Consider the following 16,329-nt stretch of genomic DNA (forward strand, 5'->3'; position numbering starts at 1 on the left):
GAAAGTGGAGGAAACCTTCGCCATTGCAGAGTTTTCTAAGAGGACGGGATTGAGCCAGGATACAATCCGGTATTACGAGAAAATCGGCCTGCTGCCAGCACCCAAGCGAAGGGCAAATGGACAAAGAGAATATGTCAAAATCGACTTGGACCGCGTACTTTTCATAACTCATCTCAAAAGAACAGACATGTCGCTGAAGAAGATTCTGGAGTATGTGACACGGTCAAAAGAAAAAGATTATGAGGAATGCTACAGCATTCTTGATGCACATAAGCAGCATATTGAAGCTCAGCTCGCGGACATGCAGACAACTTTGGATATTTTGAAATATAAGCTGGATAACTTTCAGGCGTTAAAGACAGGCAAGCGAACTGAAGATATATAAATAATAACGGCTTTATAAGGGAGATTAACGATGCAGATTCATAATAATGAAATAACCAAACAAGCCCCCATTAATTCAGGATTCGGCCCAAGGACGACTGCCCAGGAGGCTCTGGGCGGACAGAATCTAAGCGGGAAAATTGCAATTGTGACCGGCGGATATTCAGGTCTTGGACTTGAAACAACGCGTGTTCTTGCCGAAGCGGGAGCAACTGTTATTGTGCCGGCACGCACACTGGACAAGGCTGAAGCTTCCGTAGCGGGTATTCCAGGGGTGGAGATTGGGATATTGGATCTGATGAATCCGGCCTCAATCGACGCTTTCGCCCAGCGTTTTCTTGAATCGGGCCGCCCGCTGCACATCCTTGTGCATTCCGCCGGTATTATGGCGACTCCGTTAGCGCTTGACGGACGCGGCTATGAATCCCAATTTGCGACGAATCACCTGGGCCATTTTCAGCTTGCGGCGCGCCTCTGGCCAGCCTTGAAACAAGCAAAGGGCGCAAGGGTCGTGTCTGTCTCCTCGAGGGGGCATCAATTCGCCGAGGTTGATTTCAACGATCCGAATTACGAGCATCGGGAATATGATAAATGGAAGGCCTATGGTCAATCCAAGACGGCTAACGCTTTATTTGCTGTTGAACTGGATAAAAAGGGCAAGGCTTATGGCGTCCGTGCCTTCTCCGTCCATCCGGGAAGCATTATGACTGAGCTGGCTCGCCATCTATCCGATGATGAACTGCGCGCCATGGGCGCGATTAACGAGCAGGGTGAGCGGGGCTTCAAGGAAACCAACGATGAATTAAAGACCATTCCGGAAGGGGCGGCCACCATCGTCTGGTGTGCTGTCAACAAGCAATTGGACAACCAGGGCGGCGTTTATTGCGAGAATGTCGAGATCGCCGAGGCTATCCCGGCAGACGGCAGTCTCTTCGGGAAGCCGGGTGTATACCCTTGGGCTATGGATTCGGAATCGGCCGAGAAATTGTGGAATTTGAGCGAGGATCTAACCGGGGTGAAATTCACCATTTAAATATAGCTGCTGCTTGAGAGCCTGGCTGCCGGAAATAGTTCCGGCAGCCTTTTTTTTGCATGCCGGCAGAGCCGATTTTTTTCGGTACAATAGGGTCAAATCGTGTCGGTGACCATCGTCTGAGAGTTTCGCCATCCCATCATTTGGCTTGGAGGAAGTGATAAACAGATATGAAGCCTGAGGTGCTGGCGATTGAATGGCTGCGGTGCTAAAAACGGAGCAGGGCAGGTTGAAATGCGGCATGATTTTTTTGAACGATTTAACAGAATTTAGTCCCTGAAGCCCCGTACAGGCACGGATGGGCCGCCGCCTACATACACTGTAGAACAGACTTCAGTGTTCACCGGATGTGGGGGGACGACAGTCCGCAGCCGGCAATTCAACCTTGGGGGTGGCCCGCTCAATGCCTGGTTTGTTTGCTGCTATCGCACTGTTCATTAAACAATTAACGCTGCTCGTTTCCTATGTGAAAAACAACGCTTTTCCGCAACCGCTTCAAGAAGAAGAGGAGATCAAGCATCTGCGGCTTTTTGCAGAGGGCAATCAGCATTCCCGAAACCTGCTCATTGAGCATAACCTGCGGCTGGTGGCGCATATCGTCAAGAAATTCGACAACACCGGCGAGGATCTGGAAGATCTGATTTCCATCGGCACGATTGGTCTGATCAAAGCGATCGAGAGCTTCCAGACCGGCAAGGGCACGAAGCTTGCGACGTTCGCCGCCCGTTGTATTGAGAATGAAATACTTATGCATCTGCGTTCCCTGAAGAAGACCCGCAAGGATGTGTCCCTGCATGATCCCATAGGGACGGACAAAGAGGGCAATGAAATTACACTGATCGACATCCTTGGCACGGAAGCCGATGATGTCGCAGACCGGGTGCAGTTAAAAATTGAGAAGAGCAAGATCTATAAAAATCTCGATATCCTCGATGACCGGGAGAAGGAAGTAGTGGTTGGCCGCTTCGGTCTGCTCGCCGGCGGGGAAGAGCGGACGCAGCGTGAAATCGCCAAGGAGCTTGGCATCTCGCGCAGCTATGTGTCACGGATCGAGAAGCGGGCGCTGATGAAGCTGTATCATGAGTTTTATAAGGCGAAGCGGTAAGGGATCGTGGATGGATCGTTACATCGGGAAATCTAAAGGGGTTCGTAACCCTTTTAGATTTTTTTGGTTTTTGGAGGTTTCGCAAGGTTGGTGGAACATGAGAAACGGTTCAGTTCTCATTCCTTGACCTGTCCAGTAAACAAAAGTTTCCGAAGCTGCTCACTATAGGAAGACGGCAGCTCAATATCGTGTCTGCGGCTGGGCGATGCCAATCCCGACGCCGGATGCCGGGGGTAATTTTTTCAATTGGTTGATTTTGTTTGTCCTGCGATTTAAACTTCATAGTAAAGTGTCCTTCGGGATGATGGGAATGCTAGCGAAGCACGTTACAGGTAAAAGCCGGACAATAGTGTCAATAAGGCATCTTGCGAAGGTGTGATTCTAACGAAAAGGAGTGATTGGAATGGATTATGTAACATTGGGCAGGACCGGTTTAAATGTAAGCGTTATCAGCCTGGGTGCCGGAGGAAGCAGCAGGCTGGGCATACAAACGGAGCGGAGCGGACAACATGCCGCGCAGATCGTGCATAATGCGATCGAACGGGGAATCAATCTGATCGATACGGCGGAGGCTTACGGTACCGAATCTGTGGTTGGAGCCGGATTGAAGCATGTTAAAAGAGAAGATGTCGTTATTTCAACCAAATATTCTCTTCGCGAGAACAAAGGATTAAAAAAAGTGGAAGATTTCGAAAAAAGTGTAGATCAAAGCCTGGCTAACCTAAATACCGACTATATCGATATTTACCATCTGCATGCTGTGGATCATACCGATTATGATTATGCAGTCCAGCAGCTTGTGCCCGAAATGATTAAAATGAAAGAAAAGGGTAAAATTCGCTTTTTGGGAATTACCGAAGCGTTCGCTTCCGACTCGACGCATAAAACACTGGAACGGGCGGTACAGGATAATTGCTGGGATGTCATGATGGTAGGCTTCAATTTGTTGAATCAGAGTGCGCGCGAAAAAATCTTTAAAGCTGCCGTTGCCAAAAATATCGGAGTTCTCGATATGTTTGCCGTAAGAAGAGCCTTGTCTCGACCGGAGGTCCTGATCGAATTACTGAATGAGTTGTTTGACAAAGGACTGCTGGATGCACGTAAAGTGGACCGCAATAATCCATTGGGCTTTTTGGTGCATCCGGATGGAGCACATAGCATTGTGGATGCGGCTTACAGGTTTTGCAGGTATGAGCCGGGAGTCCATTCCGTGTTAATGGGGACGGGAAATTTGCAGCACCTGGCCAATAACATCGAATCGGTGAGCAGGGGACCATTGCCTGAGCAGGATATCCAAAGATTGAAAGACATTTTTGCGGGGATCGACAGTATTACAGGAAATTAGAGTTAATATCCAGTTTATGATTCTTAAGTCAGATTAGGATGAACTGTACCGCAGCCGAAGAGCTGCTCGTTGAACATAGATCCCATTGTGGAGGAGCTTGCTTCGGGCAGCTCCTCTTTCGGTTTTATTGAAGGATAGGCAGGGCTGGCGTGGCGTGGCGTGGCGGCAAGCAGACAAGCGCTTCATGTTATCCATCTTAATTTATTCCAATTTAACGGGTTAACATTTTCCAACTACAAAAGAGCAAATTAACCCTATACTACTAATTGAGAACGCTTGCAAAGATATTAATGAATATGAAGGGGGATCAGATTTTGAAAAAACAAATGACGGTTTGGCTCGGAATATTACTGTTGGCTGTGACGGTATCGGCTTGCGGCGGGAACAATTCATCGAGTCAGAACAACAGTCCGGACGCATCCGGCACAGCCGACGTCGAACAACCGCAAAAGGTGGAACTGAACCTGATGCTGACGGGGCTTGGGCGTTTCAAGGAGCAGTTCGACCAGTATTTGAAACAGTTTGCGGTTAAGGAGAAAGCGGAGAAGGGGATTGACGTCACTTACAATATGGAAATGCCATCGGACGCCAATTTGCTGAAAACTCGTTTGGCGAGCGGAGACGCACCGGATATATATTCCCTGCATGCCGCTTTTGACGGTCCGGTCTTCGAAAAAGGAGGCTATCTGCCGGATCTCTCGAACGAGCCGTTCGCCGGCAAATTAATAGAAAGCATTCGCAATGTCGTGACGATTAACGGCAAGGTTATCGGTGTTCCGATGGAAAGCTTCTCCTGGAGCTACTTGTACAACAAGGAGATTTTTGAAAAATACGGTTTGAAGGTGCCGACGACGTTATCGGAAATGAAACAAGTGGTCGAAACCCTGAAAAGCAACAATGTGACTCCATTTATGCTTGCTTATAAAGAAGAGAGCTTTCCGGGATGGCTTACGCAATTGAGCTTCGAATCGGTTGCCGCCAAGCAGGTTCCGGACTGGTGGGACCGGATGAACAAGGGGGAAGCGTCCTTCAGCGAATTAAAGGATAAAGGGATGTTCGATATTATCGATCTGGTCAATGCAAACGGGACAAAACGCCCGCTGGAGACCGGCGCGGATGACGGGCTGGCGAAATTCGCGAACGGCGAAGCCGCGATGTTGATTACCGGCACTTGGTATGCGGACAGCATTCTGAAAGCGAATCCGGATTTTAAGCTGGGGCTCGGCGCTTTGCCTGTCAATGATGATCCGGCGTCCACGATGGTAAATTTGGCGGTTTCCACTACGCTGACCGTTTATCCGGAAAGTCCGAACAAAGCGGTTGCCGTCGACTTTCTGAACTACATTTTGGATGACAAAGATTCTTCTGCTTTCTTTGATCAGCTAAAGTTTAACAAAGTGGCCTCAAACCAACAAATCAGCACGTTCCCTTGGACCGAGCAGGGAAATCAATACGTGGAGAGCGGCCACTCGTATCTGGATCAATCCATACCGCAAGCTGCCAATGAAGCGATAGGCAAGATGTCTCAATCCTATTTCGCAAAACAAATTACGCAGGATCAGTTGATTGCAGAATTGGATAAAACCTGGAAAAATTCTCTCAAAGTTCAAAAATAAATCTATGGAGAAGGGCGGCAGCCGTTAACGCTGCTGCTTTTCCTTCCAATAGGCGGTGATTGGGATGTACCGGACTCTGAGATCCAAACCTTGGATTCCCCTGCTGGCTTTCGCGGCGCCGGCGTTGTTCTTTTATGTGATTTTTTTATTGATTCCGACGATCGGCGGCATCTATTACAGCTTTACGGATTGGAACGGTTTATTCCGGCAGTATAATTTTGTCGGCTTCAGCAACTATATCGAAGCGTTCACGGAAGATTCCAGATTCATGTATTCGTTGTTTTATACGTTAAAATATGTGGTTGCGATCGTCCTATTACAGAATATAGTCGGAATATCTCTGGCGGTATTGGTGGAAAGCCGGATACGCACCCGCACCAAATCCGTGTTCCGTACCCTGTTTTTTATGCCGAATATGTTTAGCGTATACATCAGTACGTTGATGTGGACCTTCATTTTCTCGACGGTATTCCCCCAGTTGGCCGACAAGACTATTCTGAGCTTTCTGGACCAGCCCTGGCTGGGCTCCGCGAATATGGCTTTTGTATCGATCCTTCTGGTATCCATCTGGCAGGGGGCAGGCTACTTGATGGTCATTTATATCGCAGCTCTGCAGGGTGTTCCGCGGGATTTGCAGGAAGCTGCAACCATTGACGGAGCGACGCCTTTTCGTAAATTCCTTCATATTACCCTGCCGATGATTATGCCGGCCATTACGATATGCGTCTTCCTGACCCTGAACGGATCTTTCAAGATCTTCGAAGTTGTGTACGCCCTGACAGGAGGAGGTCCCGGCTACAGCACGGAGGTCATTGCCTTTAATATTTATCAGGAGGGGTTTGCCAGGGATTTGCGTTATGGATACGCGACTGCCAAAGCAATGATTTTATTTCTGATTATTTTGGTCATTACGGTGACCCAGGTTGCCGTCTTGAAAAAGAGAGAGGTCGAAGCATGAGGAAATCGAAATCATCCTTTCTCTTCTCGTTGTTGATTGTTGTGCTGCTGGCTTGTGCGACTGTATTTTTCCTGTTTCCCATATTGCTGGCCATAATGAACTCATTGAAATCGCAAGGCGAGATGTTCAAGTCGGTTATTCAATGGCCGAAGGTGCTGCACTGGGAAAATTACCGGTACGTGCTGACCGAAGTTCATATTTTAAGTAATCTGTATAATACATTCGTCATTACATCCTTGTCCATCATCGGAATTATTGTCTGCAGCGCACCTGCCGGATACAAATTATCGCGCACGCCCGGAAAGTTCAGCGCTTTTATCTTTTTTCTGTTCCTGTCTTCCATGCTTATACCTTTTTACTCTATTATGTTTTCACTTATCCAGATGGCGACTGCTCTGAATATTCAAGGCTCGATCTATCGTCTTCCCTTGATCTATATTGGACTTGGCGTTAACTTCGCGATCTTTTTGTACCACGGATTCGTTAAATCCATTCCAAGAGAGCTGGAAGAATCCGCTCAGATTGACGGGTGCGGACAGCTGCAGACGTTTATAAGAATTATTTTTCCGCTGCTCATACCCATTACCTTGACGATCACGATTCTCGATATTTTATGGGTGTGGAATGATTTTATGCTGCCGCTGATTATGCTGACCAACTATAAGAGTTACACGCTTGTATTGCTGGCGAGCACATTTTTCAGTCAGTATTCGAATGAATGGTCCTACATCTTAAGCATCCTTGTTCTCACCTCGCTGCCCGTGATCCTGGTGTATCTCTTCTTCCAAAAGTATATCGTGCAGGGCATCGCCGATGGAGCGATCAAGGGCTGACAAAAGAAGGAGAGCGCCATCATAAGAAGGGAGTAACCCGATTTGACCAAATCTTATCCGAAATTGTCCGAGGACCTGCGGGTTCGCCGCCTACAGCCGCCTGCCGGTAAAATCAACATGGTATTGGACACCGATACCTATAATGAAATCGACGACCAGTTTGCGATCGTTTACGCCCTGCTCTCGAAAGACAAGATCAATCTGCAAGCCATTTATGCCGCACCCTTCCACAATGAGCTTTCCGATGGGCCGAAGGACGGCATGGAAAAAAGCTATGATGAGATTATCCGCATCCTGGAGCAAATGAACGAGCCCGCCGGAGGGTTCGTGTTCCGCGGATCGGAAGGCTACTTGCCGGGACCGCAAGAGCCGGTAGACAGCGAAGCGGCCCGCGACCTGATCGCGAAGGCCATGGCCGCCCCCGATGACGAACCTCTTTATGTCGTGGCAATCGCAGCGATCACGAACATAGCGTCTGCTATTTTGTTAGAGCCGCGCATCATCGAGAAGATCGTAGTGGTGTGGCTTGGAGGACACGCGCTCTGGTGGAACGACACGACGGAATTCAATTTGAAGCAGGACGTTCCGGGTGCTCAGGTACTGCTTGACTGCGGCGTGCCGCTTGTGCTGATTCCTGTCCTCGGCGTCACCACGAGCTTGTTAACCACGCTGCCGGAGATTGATGCGCATGTCAGAGGGAAGGGGCGGATTGGCGATTTTCTGGCCGAACGCTTCAAGAACTGCTCCGATGACCACTTCGGATACTCAAGAGTGATCTGGGATATTTCAACGATCGCCTATTTGCTGAATCCCGCTGCTGTTTCAACAGAGCTCGTCCCGAGCCCTTTGCTTACCGACCGGGTCACTTGGAGCAAGGATTCGAGCAGGCATTTGATCCGCTGCGCAAGCTTCGTGCATCGAGATGCGGTATTTAAAGATTTCTTTCGTAAATTGGCTGCCGCAGCCGGAGAACAAACCCTAATAAAGGAGTGACCAGGTCATGCATAGAAAAATATTAAACGTTGGCTTGATCGGTCTTGGCGAAGTTGCCCAGGTCATTCATCTACCTGTATTGGAATCGCTTCCCGATTATTTCCGGATCACGGCATTATGCGATATATCCCCCCGTTTGCTGGAGCATCTGGGGCATCGGTACGGGGTTGAGAATCTGTATACGGATATGTCCGATCTGGTCAAACAAGAAGATTTGGATGTTGTTTTTGTCCTCAACAGCGATGAATATCATGCCGATTGCGCGATTGAGGCGATCAGCCGCAATAAGCATGTATTCATCGAAAAGCCGATGTGCCTAACAAATGCGGAAACGGATGCCATTATTGCCCTGCGCGACCGGCATCAAGTCGTCGTGATGGTCGGCTATATGCGCCGCTACGCGGCCTCCTTTGTCGAGGCGGTACAGGAAATCGGGGGACTTAAGAACATCACGTACGCCAGGGTCAGGGATATCATCGGGCCGAATCACTATTTCATTCAACCTACCAGCCGAACGGTTTCCTTCGATGATATTCCGGAGTCGGCCAAGGCCGACCGGAAGGCCAGGGCGGAACAAATGGGCATCGCAGCGACAGGGTTGAAGCCTGAATCGCCAATATTCGGTGTTTACCGTTTCTTGACCGGCTTGGGAAGCCATGATTTGTCGGCGATGCGGGAGGCTTTGGGAATGCCGCAAGGAGTCATTGGAGCCAAAGTTTCGCAGCAGCAGGGAAGTATATTCCTTACCGCTATATTCGATTATGGCCATTTCTCCGTCGTCTATGAAACCGGCATGGATCAGCAGGGCAGATTCGACGCCCATATTGAGGTTTACTCCAGTCATAAATCTGTTAAAGTGCAGTATGATACGCCGTATATTCGCCATCTTCCTGTCAAATTATTCGTCAGCGAAACGGAAGGAGAGACTTATAAGGAATCTGTAATCAGACCGACGCTCACAGATCCTTATACACTCGAATTGAAGGCTTTGCACCAAGCAATAACAGAGAATGGAGCGGTAAAAACGACACCGGAGGATTTCAGGGAAGATCTGCTCCTATTCGAAATGATCATAAATAAGTTAAAATAGAGGTATGCCGAATCGACTGCGTATAAAACTGCTTATCACCTGCCGATCATTCATGGAGTCCTTCTCCGGCAGCATTAAAAAAAAGATGTTTCTGGTGCTGGTGCTGCTGACCTGCATTCCGCTCATCATGTTAACCGTTGTCGCCATCCATAATGCCCAAGATCAGCTGGAGACTGAGATTATGGGGTCGAACTTATCCAAAATCGAGTGGTCCGGAACTTTTCTCGACGATCAGATTCAAATCCTGGACCAGATTCTGTTCTCCGTGATGAACGATCAGAGCGTTACGCAATTCATGGAGAACGCGCAAAACCAGGATGAGGCGATTGATTTCACTCTGCAGAAAAATCTGTTCGCCATATTGTCGTCGCAAAATTTGGCGAACCTGAACAGAATAAGCGAGATCACGGTGTTCAAGAAAGAGAATGAGCGAAGTTATTCCGTCCGAAACGGCGAAGAACGGGTTCTTCCCAATCCAGGGACGACAGCCCCCTGGAACTCGCCCGGAGGCAGAAAACCGGTATATGTTTTCGTCCCGGACTCAGACCAATTTACCATGTACCGCAACTTATACCGGTTTATTGACCGCAAGCTGGTGGGCGGAGTCGCTCTTCAAGTGAACTGGAGCATGTTCGATCCCATCTTCAAGTCGCTGGGCAGCGATGATAAAAGTACAATCCTGGTTCTGGACGAGTCGGGAAATGTCGTGAACATCCCCTTTGAGAGCAGCTCTGAAGCAGTACTAACGACCTCTGTGGTGAAACGGATCGAACAGCATTCCGGGGAACATTTTCTCAAAGACGACGCCCATTATATTTTTTACCAGTCTTTTGCGGATGGCAAAATGACGATCGTGAAAATGATTCCAACCAGCGTCGTATCCGCGAGCAGCAACAATACGTTAAGGTTCGGGATTGGGATCGTGACGATTCTGATTATCGTTTCTGTTACCGCTTCCAAATTTATCGCGGACAGAGCGGTTTCTCCTATATTAAAGCTTGTAAGGGCTATCACGTGGACCGAGGAGACGAACAGCGACATCTATGTCGGACATAACCGCAAAGATGAAATCGGTTGGCTGGAGCAGAAATATGCCCAGATTATCCGATCGCGATATCAGATTTACATTGAGAAAAGAACAGCCCAATTGAAAGCGCTGCAGGCGCAGATTAATCCCCATTTCCTGCATAATACCCTGCAATCGATCGGAGCGATGGCTGTAATTAAGGATGTCCCGGAAATTTACCACATCATCCAGGCGATCAGCAGCAATCTGCGATATACGATGGGAATGGGAAATGACCTTGTCACTTTGCAGCAGGAATTCGATCATGTCAGCAATTATCTGGTCATACAGAAATTCAGAATCAAGGATAAAATTACGGTAGAATGGGAAATTGATCCCTCTGCAGCCGACTGCCTCATACCGCCGCTCACGCTGCAGCCCATTGTTGAAAACGCATTCGAGCATGGATTCCAGCATAAAAGAGGAAGGTGGATCATCGGAATCAGGACGCGATGCGACTGGGAAAAGCTGTACATTGAAATTACCGATAACGGTACCGGTTTATCCCCGCAAAGGGAGCTTGAGCTCAAACAAAGCTTAATGCGCAATATTGAAGAGATAATCGAAATTAAAGAAAGCATGGCTCTCAGCAACATCCAGGCACGCATCAAGACCCAATTTGGATCAGAATACGGATTGGAAATCGAAAGCACGCTTCATGGCGGAACTCAAGTGACCATTGTGATCCCAAATACGTCCGTACAGGGGGGCGGTTCAAATGGCTAAGCTGCTTATCGTGGAAGACGAATCGTTGGTTCGCGATCTCATTAAGAAATTCGTGGCGCAGGCTATTCCGGATATGGAGATCATCGGCGAAGCGGATAACGGGGAAGATGGCCTCCGCATGATTCAGGAACTGAATCCGGATATCGTCATTACGGATATGAAGATGCCTCTCCTTGACGGAATCGAGCTGCTGCGGATCCTGGATTCGAATCAGCCGAATATGAAGGTGATTGTCCTGAGCGGGTATGATGACTATAAGTACATGCATCAAGCGTTACGCTCGGGTGCGGTTGAATACCTGCTGAAGCCGGTGGATCCCGGACAATTGACCCAGGCCTTGCAATTATGTCTCAAGGAATTGCAGCATTATCGCCACCAATTATCCGAGGTGCTGGTGACCCTTCCTCCCGGGATACTGGCTATATTGAACGATTACAAGAAAAATGCCGCTGCGCATTTGAACGAGTTAGCCATCAAGTCTGTAGAAGACGTATTGACAGCATGCATCAGCCATCTGGATTCTCAGTTCGATTGCGGATCGGCGCAGTGGCTCCGGATCTACCATGAGTTTCTGATTACTCTCGAACAATTCACGGCGATGGAAGGGCTGGAGCTGAACGGTGTGCTTAAAGAGAAGGATCTTCTTGGGCATATGCCGTCAAAGCTCAATGCATCGGATGTACTTGAGGCGATCAAAAGAATTTATAGAGAAGCGATGGACTTCATTCTTGTCATAAGAAGGGACCGCAAAAAAGTAGACTTACAGCAGATCTTCGATTATGTTCAACAACATTACGCGGATGACATTTCCCTGGGGTCGCTGGCACAGCGGTTCTACGTGAGCAGGGAGTATCTCAGCAAAAGCTATAAGCTCCAGTTCAGGGAAAACATCATGGAACAAATCATTCGCCTGCGCATGCAATCCGCTAAATCCTGGGTGATGAAGGATGACATCCAAATCAAACACATCGCGAAACGGGTAGGCTACGAGGATGTCTCCTATTTTGATAAAGTATTCAAAAAATATTATGGTGTGTCCCCGTCGGAGATGAGAAAGTAAATACGGCGCGCGCCGTATCGGAATGGAGAGATAAATAGTGAATCGGAAATCCGCTCACGGTACGTATTCAGGGAGCCGCAATTCGCATGTTGCATTTCCGCTGGGAGGAATCGGCGCCGGCATGTTTTGTCTGGAGGGAACGGGCGCCATGTCTCATTTCTCCCTTCGCAACGCACCGGACATTACCCATGAGCCGCTGATGTTTTCTGCAGTTTGCGTGAAGGACAGCGAGGGCAGCCTGGCACGGGTTCTGGAAGGGCCTGTGCCGGATTGGAAGGTGTTCAGCCACCGGTCGGATCGGTTTGTCGGTCCTGGAAACGGGCTCTTTGGCAAGCATTATGGACTGCCGCGCTTTAAAGAAAGCGTATTTGACTCGAAGTTTCCGTTCGGAACAGTGGAGCTTCGCGATCCGAAAGTACCTGTTGATGTGACGATAACCGGTTGGAGCCCTTTTATCCCTTTGAATGCCGATGATTCGAGTTTGCCTGCAGCCGGACTGGAATTTACATTCACTAACCATACGGATCGGAGTGTAGAGCTCGTCTATTCTTTTCATGCGGCTCATTTCATGGAGGAGGGCGCCGGCAATCATCGCGTGATCCGTGCGGAATCGGGAAACGGCTTCGTCCTGGATCAGCCGCCCATTGAACATAAGCCATGGGCGCAGGGGGCGTTCAGCGCTGTTGTCGATCATCCCCATGCGGCCGTGGACTGTGCCTGGTTCAGGGGAGGCTGGTTTGATCCGCTGACGATGATCTGGGAGGATATCGAGTCCGGACGCTGCCAGGACAAACCTCCGGTGGACACAGGTAAGCCAAGTCCGGGGGCGAGCATCTTCGTACCGATGGAGCTCCAACCGAATGAGCGGCAGACGATCCGCCTGCTGCTGTCCTGGTTCGTACCCGAAACGAATTTGACTGTAGGTGTTCCCGCCACAGCTCGTCAGCAGAGCGGTAACGAAGCTGCGGACAAACCGGCATTTCATAAACCATGGTATGCCGGAAGGTTTAAGGATGTAGAGGAGGTTGCCGATTATTGGCTGCGCAGCTATATGCGATTACGTGAAGAGAGCGTCCGGTTCAACGACAGCTTCTACGGCACGTCGATGCCTGCTGAGCTAGTGAAGGCGGCGGCGGCGAATCTGTCCATCCTGAAGTCACCGACCGTGCTCCGGCAAACCGATGGCAGGTTTTGGGGATGGGAGGGCTGCGAGGATACGAAGGGCAGCTGTCACGGAACCTGTACCCATGTCTGGAATTATGCGCAAGCTCTGCCTCATCTGTTCCCGGAGCTGGAGCGTGGAATCCGCGATACCGAATTCGCGGAAGGTCAGGATGAGCATGGTCATCAGAACTTCCGCATCCCGCTGCCGATCGTTCCGGCAGATCACGATTTCCATGCCGCAAGCGACGGGCAGCTCGGCGGTATTATGAAGGTATACCGGGAATGGCGAGTCAGCGGAGATACGGAGTGGCTGCTCGCAATTTGGCCCAAGGTGAGAAAGAGCCTTCATTACTGCATGGAAACCTGGGATCCGGAAGGGCTGGGCGTACTCTCGGAGCCTCATCATAACACCTATGATATTGAATTTTGGGGTCCCGACGGCATGTGCACATCGATCTATCTAGGCGCGCTCAAGTCAGCCTCGCTCTTGGCGGAAGCAGCCGGGGATCAGGCCGAAATTTACAAGTCCTTGTACCGCAAAGGCAGAGACTATATGGACAAAGAACTGTTCAACGGTGAATATTATGAGCAGAAGATCGTTTGGCAGGGGTTGAGAACACCATCTCCGACAAGCGGAGAACAGGCTTGGAATGTAAACTATTCGGCTGAAGCACTCGAGCTGATGAAGGAAGAAGGTCCGAAGTACCAGTACGGACAGGGGTGCCTGTCAGATGGCGTCATCGGAGCCTGGTTGGGAGAAATGTGCGGGCTTGAGGACGTATTGGACCGGGATAACGTCCGCAGTCACCTGCTCAGCATCTACAAATACAATCTGAAAAGGGACTTGTCGGAGCATGTGAATCCGCAAAGACCCGGTTTCGCGCTTGGCAGCGAGGGCGGACTGCTCCTGTGCACTTGGCCGAGAGGCGGAAAGCTTACGCTGCCCTTCGTATACAGCAATGAAGTATGGACGGGGATTGAATATCAGGTGGCCTCCCATTTGCTCTCGCTCGGCTGCATAGAGGAAGGCCTGGATATTGTACGGATTTGTCGTGACCGTTTCGACGGCCGGACGCGCAATCCGTTTAATGAGTATGAATGCGGCCATTGGTACGCGCGCGCTATGGCTTCCTACGGTCTGCTACAGGGCTGGAGCGGGATCCGCTATGACGCATGCGACCGGACAATGTACTTCACCAAGAAGGCGTCTGGTGACTTCAGCAGCTTCCTCTGCACATCCAGCGGTTACGGCATAGTCGGCATACGCGGGGGAGAACCCTTCGCAGACGTTAAATCGGGTAATATCGATATCGAACATTTCCGGTTGAAAGAAGAAATTTAATATATGGGCAGCGCAGCTGCTGCCGGACGGAAACGACTCTACAACGTTATAACTGTGGGTGGCTATCACTTTGCCATTTATGTGATGAACGTGATGAACGATATTAGAACGAAGAAATGGTATGATGCTCATGAAATTTATAATTGAAGAACTTTTTGCAGCTCAAGGCTTGTACCGCTCTTTTTGGGAGAAAGGCAACAAGGCACGGAACATGACATTCTCCAGCCAGACTTTGGCGAACAATGTACTAGCAGGCGATCAGCTCTAAAATAGGATTTAACAGATTACCCGCCATGAGGCCGCGGGATCATTGCCCTACAGAAACGAACAATTATGAAAAAACTGCAAAAGTTCAGGTTTTACACAGAAGGTCGTTCCTTGCTGCATAAATAACTCGGCGAAGCAGTGGCTGCAGATACCGGGAAGCAATAATATAGTCGTCTCCAATAACCGCTGCTTGACGGACCATTATCCGCTGAAGCAGCGGTTGTTTTGCTGAAAATCAATCGGTGCAGCCAGGAACCATATTTTGCTGCCAGAAACGAAAGATAAATTTAATAAACCATAATAATCATGCATTTCTTTCTTATTGACAATGAGAATTATTATCAATTAAAATGTTGTAAATGGAAATAAAGGAAGGGTGGCAAAGGAGGAGCCGTTTAATGAACGTGCCGGAACAGTTGAACAAGATCAATCAACAATTGACGAGCAGAAACTACAAATTGACGATACAGAGAGAAACGACCGTACGGGTTTTATTGGAAAATGAAGAGGATCACATGAGCGCTGAGGAAGTATTTATGCGTGTAAAGAACAAGCACCCTGAAATTGGACTGGCCACGGTTTATCGGACGCTGGAGCTTCTGACCGAGTTGCATATCGTTGAAAAGATGAACTTTGGCGATGGTGTGGCCCGTTTCGACCTCCGTGGCGAAGATCATGAGCATATGCACCATCATTTGATTTGTACCGTTTGCGGGGAAATGGAGGAAATCAAAGAAGACTGGCTCTTGGAAATGGAGATGCGTCTGGAACGTGAATACGGCTTCTCGGTGAAGGACCATCGCCTGGAATTTACGGGCACGTATAAGACTTGCGAAAAAAACGGCTGCAAGCGGGAATGCGAGGCGGTATCCTAAGGATTGAAGCTAAAGAAGCTTGAAGCAAGACGGTCAGGCTTCTTTTTACTTGCCGACCCCGGCTACCGTTTACTAAACCTCTTAATTACAAAAGAGGTCAACCAGAAAAAACTGGCTAACCTCATAATACGAGCGGGTAGTTTATAATAAAAAAAGTCAATGAGGTATGTAGATGACATACGATGAAATATTGAATTATCCTAATACACTACCTTGGACAAAGGAAAGCATAACAAGGGCGGAGAAAACATCTAAGGAATGGAAGTGGTAATATTTGAACATTTTTATCGTGAGACACTGCAAAGCGGATGGACAATCTCCAAGTGCTAATCTTACAGAAGAAGGATATACGCAAGCCAATCGGCTTGCTGAATTTCTGTACAGAAAAAACGTTGAAAGCATCCATTCAAGTCCTTTTGTAAGGGCAATTAGTTCAATCACCCCATTAGCGCAGAAACTCAAAGTTAATATA

At 48.9% G+C, this 16,329-nt stretch carries 14 protein-coding genes; all 14 read left to right on the forward strand.

The annotated features are described in order from the left end of the window. The first annotated feature begins 4 nt into the window (after positions 1–4). Positions 5–385 carry a MerR family transcriptional regulator gene (locus AC0YNV_RS15895; protein ID WP_475768903.1) on the forward strand — a complete coding sequence of 127 codons (381 nt, stop codon included), beginning with the start codon at positions 5–7 and terminating at the stop codon, positions 383–385. Positions 386–415: 30 nt separating this feature from the next. Next, entirely contained in the window at positions 416–1,417 is a 1,002-nt protein-coding gene (locus AC0YNV_RS15900) for an oxidoreductase (RefSeq protein ID WP_475768904.1), read from the forward strand. A 403-nt stretch (positions 1,418–1,820) separates the two neighbouring features. Beyond that, positions 1,821–2,522: an RNA polymerase sporulation sigma factor SigK gene (gene sigK, locus AC0YNV_RS15905; protein ID WP_210037962.1), complete on the forward strand. Its 702-nt coding sequence runs from the start codon at positions 1,821–1,823 to the stop codon at positions 2,520–2,522. A gap of 403 nt (positions 2,523–2,925) precedes the next feature. Further along, a complete protein-coding gene (locus AC0YNV_RS15910; protein WP_475768905.1) occupies positions 2,926–3,867 on the forward strand; it encodes an aldo/keto reductase in 942 nt (313 codons plus the stop codon). Between the two features lie 314 nt (positions 3,868–4,181). Next, on the forward strand, positions 4,182–5,483 hold the full coding sequence (locus AC0YNV_RS15915) for an ABC transporter substrate-binding protein (RefSeq protein ID WP_475768906.1): 1,302 nt from the start codon (positions 4,182–4,184) through the stop codon (positions 5,481–5,483). A gap of 64 nt (positions 5,484–5,547) precedes the next feature. Then, positions 5,548–6,441: a carbohydrate ABC transporter permease gene (locus AC0YNV_RS15920; RefSeq protein WP_475768907.1), complete on the forward strand. Its 894-nt coding sequence runs from the start codon at positions 5,548–5,550 to the stop codon at positions 6,439–6,441. After that, positions 6,438–7,274, forward strand: coding sequence for a carbohydrate ABC transporter permease (locus AC0YNV_RS15925; protein WP_475768908.1), 837 nt, complete (start codon positions 6,438–6,440; stop codon positions 7,272–7,274). Before AC0YNV_RS15920 ends, AC0YNV_RS15925 begins: the two co-directional genes overlap by 4 nt. Positions 7,275–7,316: 42 nt before the next feature. Continuing rightward, the gene (locus AC0YNV_RS15930; RefSeq protein ID WP_475768909.1) at positions 7,317–8,267 is read left to right on the forward strand and encodes a nucleoside hydrolase; all 951 of its coding nucleotides are present in this window, start codon (positions 7,317–7,319) and stop codon (positions 8,265–8,267) included. 7 nt (positions 8,268–8,274) lie between these two features. Next, positions 8,275–9,357: a Gfo/Idh/MocA family protein gene (locus tag AC0YNV_RS15935; RefSeq protein WP_210037958.1), complete on the forward strand. Its 1,083-nt coding sequence runs from the start codon at positions 8,275–8,277 to the stop codon at positions 9,355–9,357. A gap of 4 nt (positions 9,358–9,361) precedes the next feature. After that, positions 9,362–11,149 (forward strand): sensor histidine kinase, encoded by a 1,788-nt coding sequence (locus AC0YNV_RS15940; RefSeq protein ID WP_475768910.1) that lies wholly within the window; start codon positions 9,362–9,364, stop codon positions 11,147–11,149. Next, complete coding sequence (locus tag AC0YNV_RS15945; RefSeq protein WP_475768911.1) at positions 11,142–12,209, forward strand: response regulator; 1,068 nt, start codon at positions 11,142–11,144, stop codon at positions 12,207–12,209. Before AC0YNV_RS15940 ends, AC0YNV_RS15945 begins: the two co-directional genes overlap by 8 nt. 37 nt (positions 12,210–12,246) lie before the next feature. Then, positions 12,247–14,715 (forward strand): GH116 family glycosyl hydrolase, encoded by a 2,469-nt coding sequence (locus AC0YNV_RS15950; protein WP_475768912.1) that lies wholly within the window; start codon positions 12,247–12,249, stop codon positions 14,713–14,715. Between the two features lie 665 nt (positions 14,716–15,380). After that, the gene (fur, locus tag AC0YNV_RS15955; protein ID WP_475768913.1) at positions 15,381–15,857 is read left to right on the forward strand and encodes a ferric iron uptake transcriptional regulator; all 477 of its coding nucleotides are present in this window, start codon (positions 15,381–15,383) and stop codon (positions 15,855–15,857) included. Positions 15,858–16,131: 274 nt separating this feature from the next. Further along, positions 16,132–16,329 (forward strand): histidine phosphatase family protein (locus AC0YNV_RS15960; protein WP_475768914.1); only part of this gene is annotated, 198 nt, incomplete at its 3' end.

Source organism: Paenibacillus sp. JT31N11 (genome assembly GCF_056269285.1).

Coding starts and splice junctions, on each gene's coding strand:
- AC0YNV_RS15945 (WP_475768911.1), top strand. CDS start 11,142: ATGGCTAAGCTGCTTATCGTGGAAGACGAATCGTTGGTTCGCGATCTC.
- AC0YNV_RS15900 (WP_475768904.1), top strand. CDS start 416: ATGCAGATTCATAATAATGAAATAACCAAACAAGCCCCCATTAATTCA.
- AC0YNV_RS15940 (WP_475768910.1), top strand. CDS start 9,362: ATGCCGAATCGACTGCGTATAAAACTGCTTATCACCTGCCGATCATTC.
- fur (WP_475768913.1), top strand. CDS start 15,381: ATGAACGTGCCGGAACAGTTGAACAAGATCAATCAACAATTGACGAGC.
- AC0YNV_RS15910 (WP_475768905.1), top strand. CDS start 2,926: ATGGATTATGTAACATTGGGCAGGACCGGTTTAAATGTAAGCGTTATC.
- AC0YNV_RS15920 (WP_475768907.1), top strand. CDS start 5,548: ATGTACCGGACTCTGAGATCCAAACCTTGGATTCCCCTGCTGGCTTTC.
- sigK (WP_210037962.1), top strand. CDS start 1,821: ATGCCTGGTTTGTTTGCTGCTATCGCACTGTTCATTAAACAATTAACG.
- AC0YNV_RS15925 (WP_475768908.1), top strand. CDS start 6,438: ATGAGGAAATCGAAATCATCCTTTCTCTTCTCGTTGTTGATTGTTGTG.
- AC0YNV_RS15935 (WP_210037958.1), top strand. CDS start 8,275: ATGCATAGAAAAATATTAAACGTTGGCTTGATCGGTCTTGGCGAAGTT.